17 protein-coding genes and 1 other annotated feature are annotated in these 16,018 nt (G+C 41.8%); of the genes, 2 read left to right on the top strand and 15 right to left on the bottom strand.

Annotated features, from left to right (window positions below; translation table 11 throughout):
- Positions 1 to 336: 336 nt before the first annotated feature.
- Positions 337 to 1,425, bottom strand: a complete 1,089-nt coding sequence (locus MKX52_RS12700) for a M42 family metallopeptidase (RefSeq protein ID WP_088001974.1) — start codon at positions 1,423 to 1,425, stop codon at positions 337 to 339.
- 179 nt (positions 1,426 to 1,604) lie between these two features.
- On the opposite strand from MKX52_RS12700, the gene MKX52_RS12705 reads away from it, so the two are divergent.
- Entirely contained in the window at positions 1,605 to 2,009 is a 405-nt protein-coding gene (locus tag MKX52_RS12705; RefSeq protein WP_003216690.1) for a hypothetical protein, read from the top strand.
- 16 nt (positions 2,010 to 2,025) lie between these two features.
- Here the strand turns inward: MKX52_RS12705 and MKX52_RS12710 are convergent, their stop codons facing one another.
- From MKX52_RS12710 to MKX52_RS12745, 8 genes are all read right to left on the bottom strand, one after another.
- Positions 2,026 to 2,289, bottom strand: coding sequence for a DUF1294 domain-containing protein (locus MKX52_RS12710; RefSeq protein ID WP_216887092.1), 264 nt, complete (start codon positions 2,287 to 2,289; stop codon positions 2,026 to 2,028).
- 63 nt (positions 2,290 to 2,352) lie between these two features.
- Entirely contained in the window at positions 2,353 to 2,712 is a 360-nt protein-coding gene (gene rplT / locus MKX52_RS12715) for a 50S ribosomal protein L20 (protein WP_003216409.1), read from the bottom strand.
- 31 nt (positions 2,713 to 2,743) lie between these two features.
- Positions 2,744 to 2,944, bottom strand: coding sequence for a 50S ribosomal protein L35 (rpmI, locus tag MKX52_RS12720; RefSeq protein WP_003216324.1), 201 nt, complete (start codon positions 2,942 to 2,944; stop codon positions 2,744 to 2,746).
- A 24-nt stretch (positions 2,945 to 2,968) separates the two neighbouring features.
- Entirely contained in the window at positions 2,969 to 3,484 is a 516-nt protein-coding gene (infC, locus tag MKX52_RS12725) for a translation initiation factor IF-3 (RefSeq protein ID WP_024718649.1), read from the bottom strand.
- A gap of 71 nt (positions 3,485 to 3,555) precedes the next feature.
- Positions 3,556 to 3,687, bottom strand: a sequence feature (ribosomal protein L20 leader region).
- A 129-nt stretch (positions 3,688 to 3,816) separates the two neighbouring features.
- Positions 3,817 to 4,512, bottom strand: coding sequence for an antiholin-like protein LrgB (gene lrgB, locus MKX52_RS12730; RefSeq protein WP_170966027.1), 696 nt, complete (start codon positions 4,510 to 4,512; stop codon positions 3,817 to 3,819).
- 14 nt (positions 4,513 to 4,526) lie between these two features.
- Entirely contained in the window at positions 4,527 to 4,970 is a 444-nt protein-coding gene (lrgA, locus tag MKX52_RS12735) for an antiholin-like murein hydrolase modulator LrgA (protein ID WP_342490810.1), read from the bottom strand.
- A gap of 136 nt (positions 4,971 to 5,106) precedes the next feature.
- A complete protein-coding gene (locus MKX52_RS12740; protein WP_044139936.1) occupies positions 5,107 to 5,844 on the bottom strand; it encodes a LytTR family transcriptional regulator DNA-binding domain-containing protein in 738 nt (245 codons plus the stop codon).
- Positions 5,841 to 7,598: a sensor histidine kinase gene (locus MKX52_RS12745; protein ID WP_342490811.1), complete on the bottom strand. Its 1,758-nt coding sequence runs from the start codon at positions 7,596 to 7,598 to the stop codon at positions 5,841 to 5,843. The genes MKX52_RS12740 and MKX52_RS12745 overlap by 4 nt, the downstream gene beginning before the upstream one ends.
- 175 nt (positions 7,599 to 7,773) lie before the next feature.
- Between MKX52_RS12745 and MKX52_RS12750 the strand changes: the two genes are divergently transcribed.
- Positions 7,774 to 8,553 (top strand): HAD family hydrolase, encoded by a 780-nt coding sequence (locus tag MKX52_RS12750; RefSeq protein ID WP_342490812.1) that lies wholly within the window; start codon positions 7,774 to 7,776, stop codon positions 8,551 to 8,553.
- A gap of 58 nt (positions 8,554 to 8,611) precedes the next feature.
- Here MKX52_RS12750 and MKX52_RS12755 read toward each other — a convergent pair whose 3' ends face one another.
- The 6 genes from MKX52_RS12755 to MKX52_RS12780 all read right to left on the bottom strand — a co-directional run bounded on the left by MKX52_RS12755 (position 8,612) and on the right by MKX52_RS12780 (position 15,952).
- Positions 8,612 to 9,532, bottom strand: coding sequence for a methyl-accepting chemotaxis protein (locus tag MKX52_RS12755; protein WP_144503707.1), 921 nt, complete (start codon positions 9,530 to 9,532; stop codon positions 8,612 to 8,614).
- 168 nt (positions 9,533 to 9,700) lie between these two features.
- A complete protein-coding gene (gene thrS / locus MKX52_RS12760) occupies positions 9,701 to 11,641 on the bottom strand; it encodes a threonine--tRNA ligase (RefSeq protein ID WP_012010846.1) in 1,941 nt (646 codons plus the stop codon).
- 337 nt (positions 11,642 to 11,978) lie between these two features.
- Positions 11,979 to 12,848 (bottom strand): putative sporulation protein YtxC, encoded by an 870-nt coding sequence (gene ytxC, locus MKX52_RS12765; protein WP_342490813.1) that lies wholly within the window; start codon positions 12,846 to 12,848, stop codon positions 11,979 to 11,981.
- 60 nt (positions 12,849 to 12,908) lie between these two features.
- The gene (locus MKX52_RS12770) at positions 12,909 to 13,547 is read right to left on the bottom strand and encodes a TVP38/TMEM64 family protein (RefSeq protein ID WP_342490814.1); all 639 of its coding nucleotides are present in this window, start codon (positions 13,545 to 13,547) and stop codon (positions 12,909 to 12,911) included.
- 33 nt (positions 13,548 to 13,580) lie between these two features.
- The gene (gene dnaI / locus MKX52_RS12775) at positions 13,581 to 14,510 is read right to left on the bottom strand and encodes a primosomal protein DnaI (RefSeq protein WP_144455564.1); all 930 of its coding nucleotides are present in this window, start codon (positions 14,508 to 14,510) and stop codon (positions 13,581 to 13,583) included.
- 17 nt (positions 14,511 to 14,527) lie between these two features.
- Positions 14,528 to 15,952 carry a replication initiation and membrane attachment family protein gene (locus tag MKX52_RS12780; RefSeq protein WP_144503701.1) on the bottom strand — a complete coding sequence of 475 codons (1,425 nt, stop codon included), beginning with the start codon at positions 15,950 to 15,952 and terminating at the stop codon, positions 14,528 to 14,530.
- Between the last annotated feature and the right edge of the window lie 66 nt (positions 15,953 to 16,018).

Genomic DNA, 16,018 nt, shown 5'->3' on the forward strand with positions numbered 1-16,018 from the left:
GCACAAACAATTTGTTACAAATATAACATAAATTGATTGATTTTTCTTTCTTTTAAAACCAAGTTGACAAATAAGAATAACATGTTTATTCTTGAGGTATCTTCACCTACTTCCATAAACTCTCTTTTGACAGGGCATTCTTTAGGCTCTGTCCTTTTTATTGCTTTCATCTTACAAAAATAAAAGCCAGATCACATGTGCCTTATTCACTAGAATATGTTTTCTTCTTCTGTCAAAAACAGTTCTTTTTGACGTAATGAAAAAAAAGCATTCATTTCCTGGGAAATTCACTGAAATAAAAAAGCCCTTCCCCTATTTGAGGAAAGGCTTTCTTACTTAAGAACCGTACGTGATCTGCTCAACCGTTTTTTGATCAAGTCTTTTGATCACTTCTGTTAAAAGCTTCACTGCATTTTCATAATCATCTCGGTGAATCATCGCAGCATGGGTATGGATATATCTGCTTGGTATCCCGATCGATAGTGATGGCACACCATGACCTGTTAAATGGATACCGCCAGCATCTGTCCCGCCGCCAGGCATGGAGTCATATTGGTAAGGGATGTTCAATTCATCCGCTGTTTGGACAACAAAATCGCGAAGCCCTTTATGAGATACCATCGAAGCATCAAATACAACAATCGTCGGCCCTTTGCCAAGTTTGCTCGTTGCTTCTTTTTCAGTGATGCCCGGCGTGTCTCCTGCTACACCAACATCAATGGCAAATCCAATATCAGGCTGAATTGTAGACGCTGCTGTTTTGGCACCACGCAGGCCAACTTCCTCTTGTACAGTTGCAACACTATAAGCAATATTCTCATGCTGAGTATTGTGTAAGTTCTTCATGACATCAATCGCTACTGCACAGCCGATACGGTTGTCCCATGCTTTTGCAAGGAGCATTTTTTCATCATTCATCACTGTAAACTCAAAATAAGGAACGATTTGATCGCCAGGCAGAACGCCCCACTCCATTGCCTGTTCTTTGCTTGATGCACCGATATCAATAAACATATCTTTAATCTCAATCGATTTTTTTCTAGCTTCAGGTGACAAGACGTGTGGCGGCTTTGAGCCAATCACCCCTGTAATGTCTCCCTTTTTCGTTACAATGGTGACACGCTGCGCGAGCATGACCTGTGACCACCATCCACCGACAGTTTGGAAACGAATGTAGCCTTTGTCATCAATTTTTGTCACCATGAATCCGACTTCATCTAAGTGACCAGCCAGCATAATTTTAGGTCCGTTTGCGTTTCCTTCCTTCTTAGCGATTAAGCTGCCAAGGCGGTCACTAGAGACTTCATCTGCATATGATTCTATGTATGTCTGCATGACTTTTTTGACATCACGTTCATTTCCTGGAATCCCTTTTGCATCCGTTAGGTCTTTCAGCATAGTTAATGTTTGATCTAGCTTTGTCATTCCATATATCCTCCTTTATCTTCATGGTGCATTCTTATTATACAAAACCTCTTTCGTTCAATACGATCTTTTTATGAATATTTTTTCGTTTTCCGAAATATTTTTTTAAAAAAAGTTGAAACCTTTTGGCCTTTTCATTCGTAGTACATCAGATAACGGTATTGGAGGTGCATCCTGTCATGTTTGTAATCCTCATTAGACTAGCTCTTGTTGCACTGCTTGTCTACATCTTCTACATGGCGGTAAAATTCTTCTCAAATCCGAGAAGAAAGCTGAAACAAGCACAATTAAAAGAAGGCTTTTATTTTATGGACGAACAGCAAAATGCACGTAAAAATTTTAATTTCGTCTATAAAGGTGTCTTGTTTGAAGGGGAGAAGCATGTTCCTTCTAAGGATCATCCTCTGTTTGTCCACTCCATTTACGTTTGGACGGAGTCACCTGAGAAGCTAAGTGAATTTACATTAGAAGACTTTGAAAAATTGGAGGAAAACATTATCGAACGTTATCCTCAAACAAAAATTGATTGGGATCAACCCATTAAAAAAATCAAACAAAAGAAAGGAGCAGATACGCCGTCTTGACGGCGTCTGCTCCTTTTCAGATGAACTGATATCCTAATATGATCAACTGCACCATGATTAACACGGGCATGCCAATTTGAAAGGCAGGATGCTTTGTTTTATGACGGAAATACTGCATCCCTACATACGATCCAGCAGCCCCAAAAAGCACGGCAGCACTCCATAAGTGTGCCTCTGAAATTCTCCATTTATGCGCTTTTGCTCGGCGTTTGTCCTCTCCCATAAGAAAGAAACCATAGCCATTTACCAAGATGAGCAGCACAATCAACGCGATATTCATTTATTTCACCTCACATGATGAGCAAAAAAGATCATCCCTCGACGGAATGATCTTTTATATGACTTACTTGTCTAGTTGTGCTTTTGCAGCATCAGCAAGCTGATTGAATGCACTTAGGTCATTCACAGCAAGGTCAGCAAGCATTTTGCGGTTTACTTCGATACCAGAAAGCTTTAGGCCATGCATTAAACGGCTGTAAGAAAGACCGTTCATACGAGCTGCAGCATTGATACGAGTAATCCATAGTTTACGGAAGTCACGTTTTTTCTGACGACGGTCACGGAAAGCGTAGTTTCCAGATTTCATCACCTGTTGGTTTGCTACTTTATATAATCTATGTTTTGAACCGAAATAACCTTTTGCTAATTTAAGAACCTTTTTACGACGCTGACGCGACACAGTTCCGCCTTTTACTCTTGGCATTGTAATTCCCTCCTATGATTCCTATTCCAGATTACTTGATGTTTGCAAGTTGTTGTTTGATACGTTTGAAATCTCCAGCACTTACGATTGCGCTCTTACGCAATTTACGTTTTTGCTTTGTAGATTTGTTAGCGAACAAGTGACTTGTGTACGCATGAGAACGTTTAAGTTTACCAGAACCTGTTTTTTTGAAACGTTTAGCAGATCCGCGGTGAGTTTTCATTTTTGGCATTGGATGTTTCCTCCCTCTGTTACTTTACTTTTCGACTTTTGGTGCAAGCATGAGGAACATGCTGCGTCCGTCCATCTTAGGTTTTGTTTCTACTGTTGCTACTTCAGCGCAAGCTTCAGAGAAACGGTCTAACACGCGCTGTCCGATTTCTTTATGCGTAATCGCACGGCCTTTAAAGCGGATAGAAGCTTTCACTTTATCGCCCTTTTCAAGGAATTTGATTGCATTACGGAGCTTCGTGTTAAAATCATGTTCATCGATTGTCGGGCTCAACCGAACTTCTTTTAAGCTAATGATTTTTTGATTCTTACGTGCCTCTTTTTCCTTCTTCTGCTGTTCGAATCGGAACTTACCGTAGTCCATGATTCGGCAAACAGGTGGTTTTGCATTTGCAGCAACTAACACAAGGTCAAGATTGGCTTTCGTAGCAATTTCCAGAGCTTCCTGGCGGGTTTTAATTCCCAGCTGATCGCCATTTTGTCCGATCAAACGAACTTCACGCGCACGAATACCTTCATTAACTAATTGATCTTTGCTAATAGTGAGCCACCTCCATGAGATTTTGAATTGAGTTCACAATTCATTTTGACCATTTCGTTGTATGTTTTACAGGCAAACAAAAAGTGTGGGCATATAAAACACCCACACTGCGAACATTTGCATGAAAAAATAAATGTACGGTCAACCTGTCAACTACAAACACGTGTCAATCAGGTGAGAAGCGGGTGCTTCTGCTTGTGATATCTATTCAATTCGTTAATTATTCTACACAATTTTCATTTGTCCGTCAAGTAACCGAACTCTTGAAACAACTTTTTCATTCTAGCATGATTAAACAAATAGGGCAAGGCTTTTTCAAAACAATGACGCCATCAAAGGATGAATTGCATAAAGATTGGGATGACAATGACGGTCACAACTCCTACGACCACAACGGCGATACTTGCCATGGCCGCTTCTACTTCACCCATCTCAATCCCAACAGAGACGCCAAGTGCATGTCCTGATGTACCAAGTGCAAGCCCTTTTGCCACTGGATTTTTAATTCGAAACCATTTTAAGAAGAAAGCACCTAGCGCATACACAATGACTGCATTAAATATGACCGCAAAAGCTGTGATATCTGCGATTCCGCCAATATCCTTTGCAATCGGAAGAGCAATCGCTGTCGTCGCTGCCTGTGGGAGCATACTTTTCATGACAGCTGCATCAAGATGAATTCCTTTTGCTACGACATACACAATTGTAATGGAACAAAGTGATCCTACAAAAATAGCGGATAAAATCTGCCACCAATATTTTTTAAGCAATGCACGCTGCTTATAAAGCGGAATAGCGAAAGCAATGGTCGCGGGCTCTAAGAAAAACTTGATAATCTTGCCGCCCTCATTATAATCTGCATAGGAAAAACCGCCAATTTTTAAAAATAAAATACCTAACACCATGGCTACAAACAGTGGTGTGAATAAGAAGAAACCTTTTGATTTTTTAAATAAGAATGTACCGATTCCAAAGGCAACTAATGAGACGACTATACCAAAATAAGGACTCATTGTACTTGTACCCATCCTGCATCTCTCCTTTAATGCGTACTTGAAGCTGGTTTATTAGAATGAGAAGGAGTCGATTTGCTCTCCTTTTTCTCTTTACGTTTCTGTGGTTTTTCTGATAATTGCATGAGAAGCTGTGAGAATAGCCCCGTCGCTGCAAGCAACATAATCGTAGCAATGATGATGACACCGACGACTTGCACACCTACTTCTTGCATAACACCTAGTGATTGAATAACCGAGATACCAGAGGGAACAAATAGAAAGCTAATGAGCCCTGTCAATGATGTACCTAATTGTTCCACCTGCTCCAGTTTGACCATTTTCGTTGTCAGCAAAACAAATAATAGAACCAGACCAATCACAGATGCAGGCATCGGAATGGATAAATACATTGAAATGAGATTAGAAACGAACATTACGGTTGCAAAGATAAATGCTTGAGATAGAAATCCATATACTTTAGTGGCACTCATGCCCCTTCACCTCTTTCTTCGACTGTCCTCAGTATACGGCATGAAATAAATGAATGAAGCGTTTACAATCAAACTCGCCGGATTCAATGAATGAAATGCAGAAAACGAGTATTGAAATACAAATAAAAAAGCCGTCCTATTCTAGTAGGAGCGACTTCTTTAGTTCTTTGGCGTACGTACGGCTGACAGGAATAATCGATCCGTCTGTCATATGCAGATTATACGTCGAATTAAACCATGGCTGTACTTCTTTCATATGAGAGGTGTTCACGATATAGCTTCGATGAACCCTCATAAAGTAAGCCTCAGGGAGTTTCTTTTCAATGACCACAAGCGGTTCTGTGACCTCGTACATGTGATCCTTTGTTTTCACAACCTTTTTTCCCTCACTAAGCCCTACATACATGATCTCTTCTACTTGCAGAATGACAATTGAATCATCGACTGAGATGGCTAATTTTTGCTGATGGGGAATTTTCTCATCTGATAGCTGGTGGTCTTGCGTCTCAACAGACTTCCACTTTTTAAACTTTTGGATCGTTTGCAAAAGCCGCTCTTCATCAAATGGTTTTGTTAAGTAATCAAGCGCACTGACCTCAAACGCCTTTAGCGCATATTGATCAAAGGCTGTCGCAAATACAATCGCTGGCGGATCAGACATCCGGTTGAGCCTTTTGGCAATATCAAATCCATTTTCACCTGATAAATCAATGTCTAAAAAGAGCAGGTCCGGCTTATGATCCACCATCCGGTCAAAAGCCGATTCTATATTTTCTGCTTCCTCTATTTGAACATCCTCTTTCGTTCTGCGTAATAAGTATTTTAACTCGTCTCTTGCTAACACTTCATCATCTACGATTAATACGTTTATCAACGAAAATCATCCTTTTTTACATAATCCATTGGAATGCGAAATGAGATGTCAGTGCCTTGGCTGCTATGAATGGATAAAGCGGCTTGTCTGCCAAAAATCCCTCTTAACCGCTGATCTAAATTAAAAAGAGCCGTACCTGTTCCTTCTTTGGATTCAACAGGTGCTTTTAATAACTGAGCCATCTTGTCATTCTCGATTCCTTGTCCATTATCCGTCACTTTCATATAAACATGCCCATCTTTCATCACAGCGGATACGATGACTTCACAGCTCGTTTGATGTTTAGGAAAAGCATGTCTCACTGCATTTTCAACAAGTACCTGAAGCACAAATGGCGGAATCATCACCTGCTCCAGCTCCTTTTCAATTTGAAAGGTCACGTGATATTTATTTGGAAACCTTGCTTGTTCAAGTGACAAATATGCTTCTACGTGCTGAATTTCTTTATGAAGTGGAATGAGCAGCTGGCGGGCGCCTTGCAAATTGGATCGAAAATAAATACTCAGCTGAAGCAGCAACTTCCTAGCCATCTCTACATTCGTTCTACACAAAACAGAGATGGTATTAATAGCGTTAAATAAAAAGTGCGGATTCACTTGCGCTTGAAGTGCTTTGATCTCTGCATCTTTTAGCAGACGGCTTTGGGTCTCCGCCTCCCCAAGCTCAAGCTGTGTAGAAAATAGCATGGCCAAACCCTCTGCAAGCTCCTCTTCCACCCTGCTTAATCCGACGGGAGAATTGAAATACATTTTTAATGTTCCAATCGTTTGACCATTGGAGGTGAGGGGCAGCACAATCGCCGCTTGAAGCGGGCAATGGGTGACTGAACAATTGATTTCGTCTTTCGAATGTGCCTTCATAATTTTGCCGCTCATCAATACTTGTTTCGACAGCCCTGTAATGAGGCTTTTCGATGGAATATGATGATCTGTCCCATCACCAACATGCGCTAAAATCTTTTCTGTATCGGTTAAGGAGACCGCATCTGTTTCTGTTAATCGATGAATGATCTCCGCCACACTTTTACATGACTGTTCATTTAACCCTTGGCGGAAGAAAGGAAGCGTTTGATCGGCGATTGAAAATACGCGGTGTGTCTGCATCGCCTTTGCTTGCTCTTCTTGCCGAATGACTGACTGTAAGATTGATAAAAAGATAAAGCTGCCAATTCCATTCACAAAAATCATCGGCAAGGCAATAATACTCACAAGCCCCCAAGCATCAGCAAATGGCTTTGCAAATAGAAGGATAATGACCATCTGCAACGATTCCATTGCCACACCAAAAAGTGCGGCTTGGCGAGGTGTCACCATTCGATTCTTCCGCTTAAACCTACTCCCGACATAGCCTGCAATCACACCGGCTAAAATCGAAGAAATCGCACAGCTGAGTGCCGTGCTTCCTCCTAATGAATAACGGTGAATACCAGCTAAAAGCCCTGCGCCAATACCAACAAACGGCCCTCCTATTAATCCGCCCATTTCGATCCCCATGATTCTCGTATTGGCAATCGAGCTTGACGAGCCGAGATGATAGGAAAACTCATGGTTCATGACCATCTGCTGCTGGATTTCAATTCCTGTGTAATTGCTGATAATACTAAAAGAAGCAAAAATAAAGACAAGGACTGCCTTTTTTCGAAACCCTTCATTATGAAGCAATAGATTGCGAAAGCCCTTCACATGGGCAAGCACAAACCCTAAAATAACGATGATCCCGACACGCTCGATCATCATAATAATTAAATGAAGCAAACCTGCCACCTCAATTGATGTATGTATTATTTACTGTCTTTCTATTCTATCATGTGCGGTCAATGTTCAAATATCTCTCAAATCTTTTCTTTATTGCCCTCATCTTCTATTGTAAAATGAACTTGAGCCGTCACTTGCAATTGAAGGTAACACATACATAACAAGGGAGAAGATCATGAAAGCCGTATTTTTCGATTTAGATGATACTTTGCTTTGGGATGAAAAAAGCATTCATACCACTTTTCAGGAAACATGCCGCGAAGCGGAAAAGAAATATGGACTGAATCCAGAAACATTTGAACAGATTGTTCGTGAAGAAGCAAGAAAGCTGTATTCTTCCTATGAAACATATGATTATACTGTCATGATAGGAATTAATCCTTTCGAAGGCCTGTGGTCCAATTTTAGTGAACCGATTAGCGAAGGCTTTCAAAAATTGAACGCCCTTGCACCAGAGTATCGCAAGAACGCTTGGACCAATGGCTTAAAAAAAGCAGGAATTGACGATGAGGCATTTGGACAATATTTGGCTGATTTCTTTGCCGCCGAGCGGAGAAAACGTCCATTTGTCTATGAAGAAACGTACCCTGTTTTAAATCGCCTGAAAGGTAGCTATGAACTGCTTCTTTTAACAAACGGAGATCCTAGTCTTCAAAAAGAAAAACTGGCCGGTGTCCCTGAGCTTGCACCTTATTTTAATGAAATTGTGATTTCAGGAGATTACGGGAAAGGCAAACCCGATCCAGGTATCTTTGAGCACTGCCTTCAGCTGTTAAATCTAACAAAAGATGATGTGATCATGGTGGGAGACAATCCAAAAACAGATATTCTTGGGGCATCTCGCGTTGGTATTCAAACCGTTTGGATCAATCGACATGGCAAAAAGAATGAAACAGATGTAACGCCAGATTATGAAATCAAAGACTTACATGAATTGTTTGATATTTTAAAATAGAACAAACGAGAAAACACCCTTCTCCTAACGAGATTGGGTGTTTTTTTGTGTACTTAAACTACACAATTTCCGCTAGATTTTGCGCTTGCTTGTCTAAATTGCGGGCTGCTTCTCCTATATTGATAAATTCCTCGTTTGTCTGCTTCACAAGATCACGATTTGTAAACACCGTTGTTTTGGCACGGTTCGTTCCGCTGCTGACCTTCTCTACTTCCGCATGAATCGCCTTTACATATTGATCTACTTTGACGATCGCTTCTTTTGAATCCGTTGCAAGTTTTCGAATTTCTGCCGCCACTACACTAAAGCCATTTCCATAGGAACCTGCATGGGCCGCTTCGATCGCCGCATTTAATGCAAGGAGCTGGGTTTGTGAGGAAATGCTGTTAATCGTTGTAGCGATAGAGCTGATGGACTCTACCTGCTCTTTTAATCCTTTTAATAAGCTCATATTCTGATCTGTTTCGTTTGCTATATGATCAAAGGAGACATTGACTCTTTGGCTATGCTGGATGCCTACTTCCGCTCGCTCCGTTAATTTCGCAGACATCTCCTTTAGGTCATCTACGACCTGTTTCATCGTGTTTTCTCTCTCTGTTATGTCTGTTGCGACTTTCACTACACCCGCTACGTGTCCCTCTTCATTTCGGACAGGTGTATATGTCGCTTCAAGCCATAAGCTGTTACCATTCTTCGTCGTCCGCTGCACCTTTTCCTGAAAGACTTGCCCCTCTTTCAAACGCTTCCAAAACATCTGATAGCTTGAATGTTCTGCAATATGAGGAGGACAAAACTGTTTATGTTTTAAACCAATCATCTCTTGCGCTGAATAGCCCATGGCTTTTGCAAAAATATCATTGACCCATAGGACTTCACCTGTCACATCAAATTCAATCATCGCCAGTGAGTGTTCCAACGCCCGAAGTACTGCTGATCGCTCCAATACTTGTGATGATAAAGTGTTTGTTGTTTGCATCATCGCTTTCATTCCCCCAATTTAACTCGAACCGATAGTACATACTTACCCATACTTTCGCACTATCTAAACGTATCATTCAAAGGACTGGATCACCAGTAGAGGATTTTCCCAAAAGAAAAAGCCAGTGATCTAATGAGAAAGATCACTGGCTGCTTCGCTTGAAAAAATTTATTTTTTCGCTTCTGCGACTGCATGTTTCACAAAGGCTTCAAGATCCATTGTTTCTGAATCTTGCTCTCCGTATTTTCTTACATTGACTGCGCCATTTTCTGCTTCTTGATCTCCGACGACTAGCATGTACGGGATCTTTTGCATTTGCGCTTCTCTAATTTTGTATCCGATTTTTTCATCACGGCTGTCAAGCTCAACACGAAGACCTTCAAGCTGCAAACGTTCTTGTACTTTTTTCGCATAGTCTAAATGGACAGACGGTGAAACTGGGATGACTTGGAATTGTACAGGTGCCAGCCAAGTTGGTAGGGCTCCTTTGTATTCTTCAATTAAGAAGGCAACAAAACGCTCCATTGTAGAAACAACACCTCTATGAATCACGACTGGACGATGGTGCTTGCCATCTTCTCCAATATATGTGAGATCGAAGCGCTCTGGAAGTAAGAAATCAAGCTGTACAGTAGACAGTGTCTCTTCTTTACCAAGAGCTGTCTTCACTTGCACGTCAAGCTTCGGACCATAAAATGCCGCTTCGCCTTCTGCTTCATAATAGTCATGACCAAGCTCGTCCATTGCATCCTTTAGCATCGATTGTGCTTTATTCCACATCGCATCATCGTCGAAATACTTCTCAGTATCTTCTGGATCACGGTAAGATAAGCGGAATGTGTAGTCATTCAAGCCAAAGTCTTGATACACTTCTTCAATTAGGCGAACTGTACGAATGAATTCGTCTTTGATTTGATCTGGACGAACAAAGATATGGGCATCGTTTAATGTCATACCCCGAACACGCTGAAGGCCGGATAAAGCACCTGACATTTCATAGCGGTGCATTGTACCAAGCTCTGCAATACGAATTGGCAATTCGCGATAGCTATGCGGCTCGTTTTTGTAAATCATCATATGGTGCGGACAGTTCATTGGACGGAGAACAAGATCTTCGTTGTCCATTTCCATCACAGGGAACATATCTTCTTGATAATGCGCCCAGTGCCCTGATGTTTTATACAATTCAACATTTGCAAGAACTGGTGTATACACATGCTCATAACCAAGGCGTACTTCTTTATCGACAATGTAACGCTCAATCACGCGGCGGATCGTTGCGCCTTTTGGCAGCCAAAGTGGTAGACCTTGACCTACCTTTTGAGAGTTCGCAAACAGTTTTAGCTCTTTTCCTAGTTTACGGTGATCGCGTTCTTTCGCTTCTTCAAGCAGGCGTAAGTGCTCATTTAGATCATCTTTGCTGAAGAAAGCTGTACCGTAAATACGCTGAAGCATTTGATTGTTGCTGTCACCTCTCCAGTATGCACCAGCAAGGCTGAGCAACTTAAACTCTTTGATTTTCCCTGTTGATGGCAAGTGAATCCCGCGGCAGAGGTCAAAGAATTCGCCCTGCTCATAAATCGTCACAGCTTCACCTTCTGGAATCGCCTCTAACAGCTCAAGCTTTAATTGATCACCAATCGCTTCAAAGCGTTTTTTCGCGTCTTCTCTTGAAACTTCAATTCGCTCGATTGGTAGATTGCTGTTAATGATTTTTTTCATTTCTTTTTCAATCTTTGGTAAATCTTCTGGCGTGATGGCAACATCGATGTCCACATCGTAGTAGAAGCCATTTTCAATCACAGGACCTACGCCAAACTGAACGTGATGTTCTTTTCCATACAGGCGTTTGATTGCCTGTGCTAGCAAATGAGCTGTACTGTGGCGCATAATGTCGAGTGCTTCATCGCTTTTATCTGTGATGATCTCAATTGTTCCACTTTCTAGTAGCGGCGTACGCAGATCTATTTCTTTGCCGTTCAATTTACCGGCAAGCGCTTTTTTCTTTAGGCCTGGGCTAATTGATGCCGCGATGTCTTCTGTTGTAGCTGTTTTGTCAAACTCCTTGACTGCTCCATCTGGAAATGTAAGTTGAATTTGTTCTGACATCTCTGGTCACTCCTTTTTTTGGCAATATAAAAACCCCGCCCCCTGGAAAGGGACGAGGTTGAATAAAACGGAATCGTGGTTCCACCCTTTTTCCCGTATTTGCAGCTTACTTTTTCATAAGCAAACACGGCTTGTGGTTCGATAACGGGAATTCCCGTCAGCCATTACTAAAACGTTCACAGCTGATGTTCAAAGGTGGTAAAGCAAATGGTCCTCTGCTAGGAAGCTTTCAGCCTCGGCTTCCCTCTCTTTAAGCGGGTGTTCATTTGTTCATGTCCTTATCAATACGGTCTCTGTATGAAGTTACACCGTATTATAAAACGTTTTTTCGTGAAAATCAAGAAAGCTTTTCACTTTTCTGTTCCAAATGGTCATGGACAAATCGAACATGGTGTTCTTGAAATGAATGAGCCGGGAATACCTCGACCCTTTCTTGAAAAATATTTTGAATGGTTTGTACCATCGAGTGACCTGTATCATTTGTAAACAGATCAATTTTTTGGGGCGCTATGGATACGAGTGGTGCAATCAGCTGCGAATCAATATACATTGGATGCTCTCTTACAAACTGTCTGTCTATGTATTGTTTTTGATCACGCTCAGAAGCGTACCGAAATTCCCAAATCATCAGGCGATCTTGATGCACAACATGTACTTTTTCAAGCTTCGGTTCTTTTGCCATCACATAGTCTCGAAGCGATTGAATAAAGTTTTGATATTCTTGTTCCATTTTGTATTCTTCAATGGAGACTTCAACATAGTTCTTCAGCCTCCTGTCATACTCTGACAGTCTGAATGTCATAAATGAGCCAATTGAAAAAATACCTTGCTGTAAAGAAATCGTCTCAAGCTCCTTTGTTAACAGGGCTTCTCTTGATGGTTCTTGATAAATGCCGGGAATATCATCTATATCCCCATTCATGATGCTGTGAGCGATGGAAAGAATTTGGTGCTGTTCTTCAGGATCTTTAAATAAATACGTGTTTTCAAGAATGCTGCGCATGCGCTCATTTTCTTTGCATTCCAAAAAAAAGTGAACCAGTAATGGCCGCACAATGGGCTCAAGTCCTTCTTTTGATTCCTTCGCCTCTATGAGAAGTCGGTCTTTCCCTTGTTGAATTGACATGTGATGCCGACTGTCCAAGTGTTCAGCAAGATGTAAAAAAGCGGCGGTATCATATTCATCTTCAAAGATTATTTCAAGCATGTTTGTCCCCCCTAACGACATCTGTTACATATATATGGGGAGAACATAAAAAATAGACGCCTAAAATAAATCAGGCCTCTTTCTTTTTAGAACGAGCGGAACTGAGATAAAGATGAGATAAATCAAACAAACGATTGCTAAGGCGGCATAATTGCCGCTGACAAAGCTAGAGCCAAGGACATTTAAGGCCACTGTACCAGGTATTAAACCTAAAAAGGTAGCTGCCGTAAATGCACGAGAATTCGCACGTGAAGCTGCTGCCGCATAGCTGACAAAGTCAAAATGGATGGGGGCAATACGCAATAACAAAATGTAAAGAAACCCATGCTCCTGAATGCGGGATGTCACCGCTCTCAGCTTCCGGCTGCTTGATTCTGTTTCCTTCTTTTTGGAACGAAAGGTTGTAGCAAGCAGGAAGGAGCCTAATGCGCCGGCGGTTGCACCGACGAGGGCATAAATCGTCCCAAGAACACTTCCGAAGGCCAAACCTGCTGCCAACGAAAAGACCGTAAGCGGGACAAGAACAAACGGGCGAACAAGAGATAAGAACAGAAAAACAAAGGGAGCCAGCAGTCCAAATTGTAGCACCCAATTCTTCACATCTTTCGGCGCCAGCTGAAGATGCTGTTTGTTCAGCCACCAAAGTAAAACAGCGAGACCTGCAATCACGAGAAAAAGTAGCCATTTTCTTTTGTTCATTTCATTTGCTCCTCCTTCACGTGATAGACACTTTTATAAATGACGGCGGTTTTCTCCTTCGAGCAAGACTGCCTCTGCTAAATAGAGAATCCGTTCCATTAAACGAGCAGCTTTGACCTCTTCTTTTTCCCCGCGCTGTGAATACGTAAAGTGATGCTTCAGTTCACTTGGTGAGAAATTAGAGGAGAAGAAAGTCGGCAGCTGCTCTGCCATACGATATTGTAAAATCGTTCCAAGTAGTTCATCTCGAACCCAGCTTGTCATCGACTCGGCCCCAATATCATCAAGCATTAATATAGGAGTGGATTTGACCATGTTCAGTTTTGATTCTAATGTATGATCGGCTAACGAATTTTTTAGCTCTCTTACAAACTCAGGCACGTACACAAGGAGAGATGGATATTCCTTCTCCGCTAACTGCTGCGCAATGGCTGCAAGAATATACGTTTTTCCTACTCCAAACTTTCCGTGTAAATATAAGCCTTTCCCTTTGCCCGTCTCGTCATAGCTTTGCAGGAATTGCCCTACTTTTTGAATGACTTCCTGTCTTCCTACAACGTTCAAATCAGCAAACGTTGCTTGAAGAACATTTTGCGGAATGTACATACTTTTCATGAGCTCTTGCTGTTTTTTCTGTCTATCGAGCCGTAGCTTGACTGGACAAGGGGAATATTCAATATCAATACTCTGACCTTTAATCACAAGCTTTGGGTGATAACCGTCTAAAATCGCATTGACGTTCTCTTCATCTAAGCAATATGAACAGCCCTTCGCCTGCTGCACATATTCAAAAAGCCGGTTCAAGCTGCGATTGATCATATCTTCGTGTATGTCTTCTTGGTGCTCCTGTAAAAAAGTTTTTACATCTTCATCAGATAACACACTTTCTTTAATCTGATTGTATCTCACACGAAAATCTACGCGCCCTTTTAGCTGATCAAATGAACGACCGATCGGTTTCATCCTCATCTCACCTCTTCTTAATGTGCATTGTACTTTTTCATATTTTTAAACTGATCTAACAGTTTTTCTTTTTCTCGTTCGAGATCTTCTGTCGATAGACTGTCTGTTTGTTCTTTTGCTGGCTGTTCTTTCGTTTCGGTTTCTTTCATCCAGTCAGGAAGCTTCTCTTCACGAACAACTTTCCCTGATCCGTATGTGCTGCGCTGCTTTTTCTGCTGCGCCCATTCTGTCATTTGCCTATTCTCTTCTTTGGCAATTTTCATGGCTGCTGCCACAGTTTTAATTTTCTTTCTCACCCAATGAGCGGCAATTTTTTGCATATATGTTTTCGACAGCTTCATATCTGTTTTCAGCAATGTATAGTAGATCAAAACATTCATGACCCCTGGCTCTAGCTGCTGCTCAAGCATAATATCCTCGACAATTCTTAAGTCAGCATACGTTGGCTCAATGCCATCAGCCATATCTTTTAGCAGTTCCCTAGGCGAAATGTGGTCAAGCTTTTCAATCAGTTTTGCATCAGGCGTATCTGCTAACGGCGCCTTTGAAGCATCTTGACGCAAGTGTCTCGGCTGTTTTTGATCAATGAGTTTTGGCTGCTCGCCTCTATATTCAATTTGGTACCAGTCTCTTGCCGCTTTTCTCAATTCTTCTGTTGAGATCATTTGATCAGAACCGCAGGCGCCTGCTACAATATTTTGCATTTGAAGCGGGGTGATGCCGTATACAACGGCTAACTTCTTAATGGTTTCTTTCACCTGCTTTGTCAAAGCCTTTCTTGGAATCATCATATCAGACATACCCGCTAACAATAGATCGAAATCAAAGGAATCGTCTGAGAGCGGAGCCGGCTGACTCGATCCAACGGTCACATATTCATAGCCTTGATCAAGTGATGACGCCTGATTGATTTCTTCTGTCATCCTGCGTTCACCTGGCTGCAATACGTGAAAGACTTCTTCAAACGACCGCGAGATGTTCTTTGCCTCTGCCGGAACACCGGGATATGAGAAATAATCGCGAAGCTGCATATATTTCGCTTTCTCTACACGATGGTACAGCAGGACATTCAACATTCCATCTTGGAAAAACTCATCTGGTCTTAGCGGCGGCACAAGCTCATATGTAAACAGTCTGCCTTCTTCCGTTTCCTGTTCATATGTGCGGAGTAAACCAATCGCTTCAAGCTTTAAACGTTCCTCAAATATATCATTCAAATTCGTTTGCAGCATGACCATGAGCTGCCGATGAGGTGCGGGTTTCCCCCACATACGATTTTGTTCCAGCTCTCCCCACAGCGTCATATATAAGCTGAAAGCGGACATGCCTATAAGCGGCTGATATAAAAGAGTGATGAGCTGTCTATCGATGTCACCGAGCAATGAAGCGCTTTTGACGACATACGGATCGACGGCTAGCACTTCCTTCCAATGCTCTGTCATATGCTGATCCTCCCCATGAATTGCAATTGTTTCTATTGTACACCCTTTTTGCGTTTTACGCTTTAC

The sequence above is a fragment of the Bacillus sp. FSL R5-0422 genome (genome assembly GCF_038610765.1).
Taxonomy (GTDB): Bacteria; Bacillota; Bacilli; order Bacillales; family Bacillaceae; genus Bacillus; species Bacillus pumilus_O.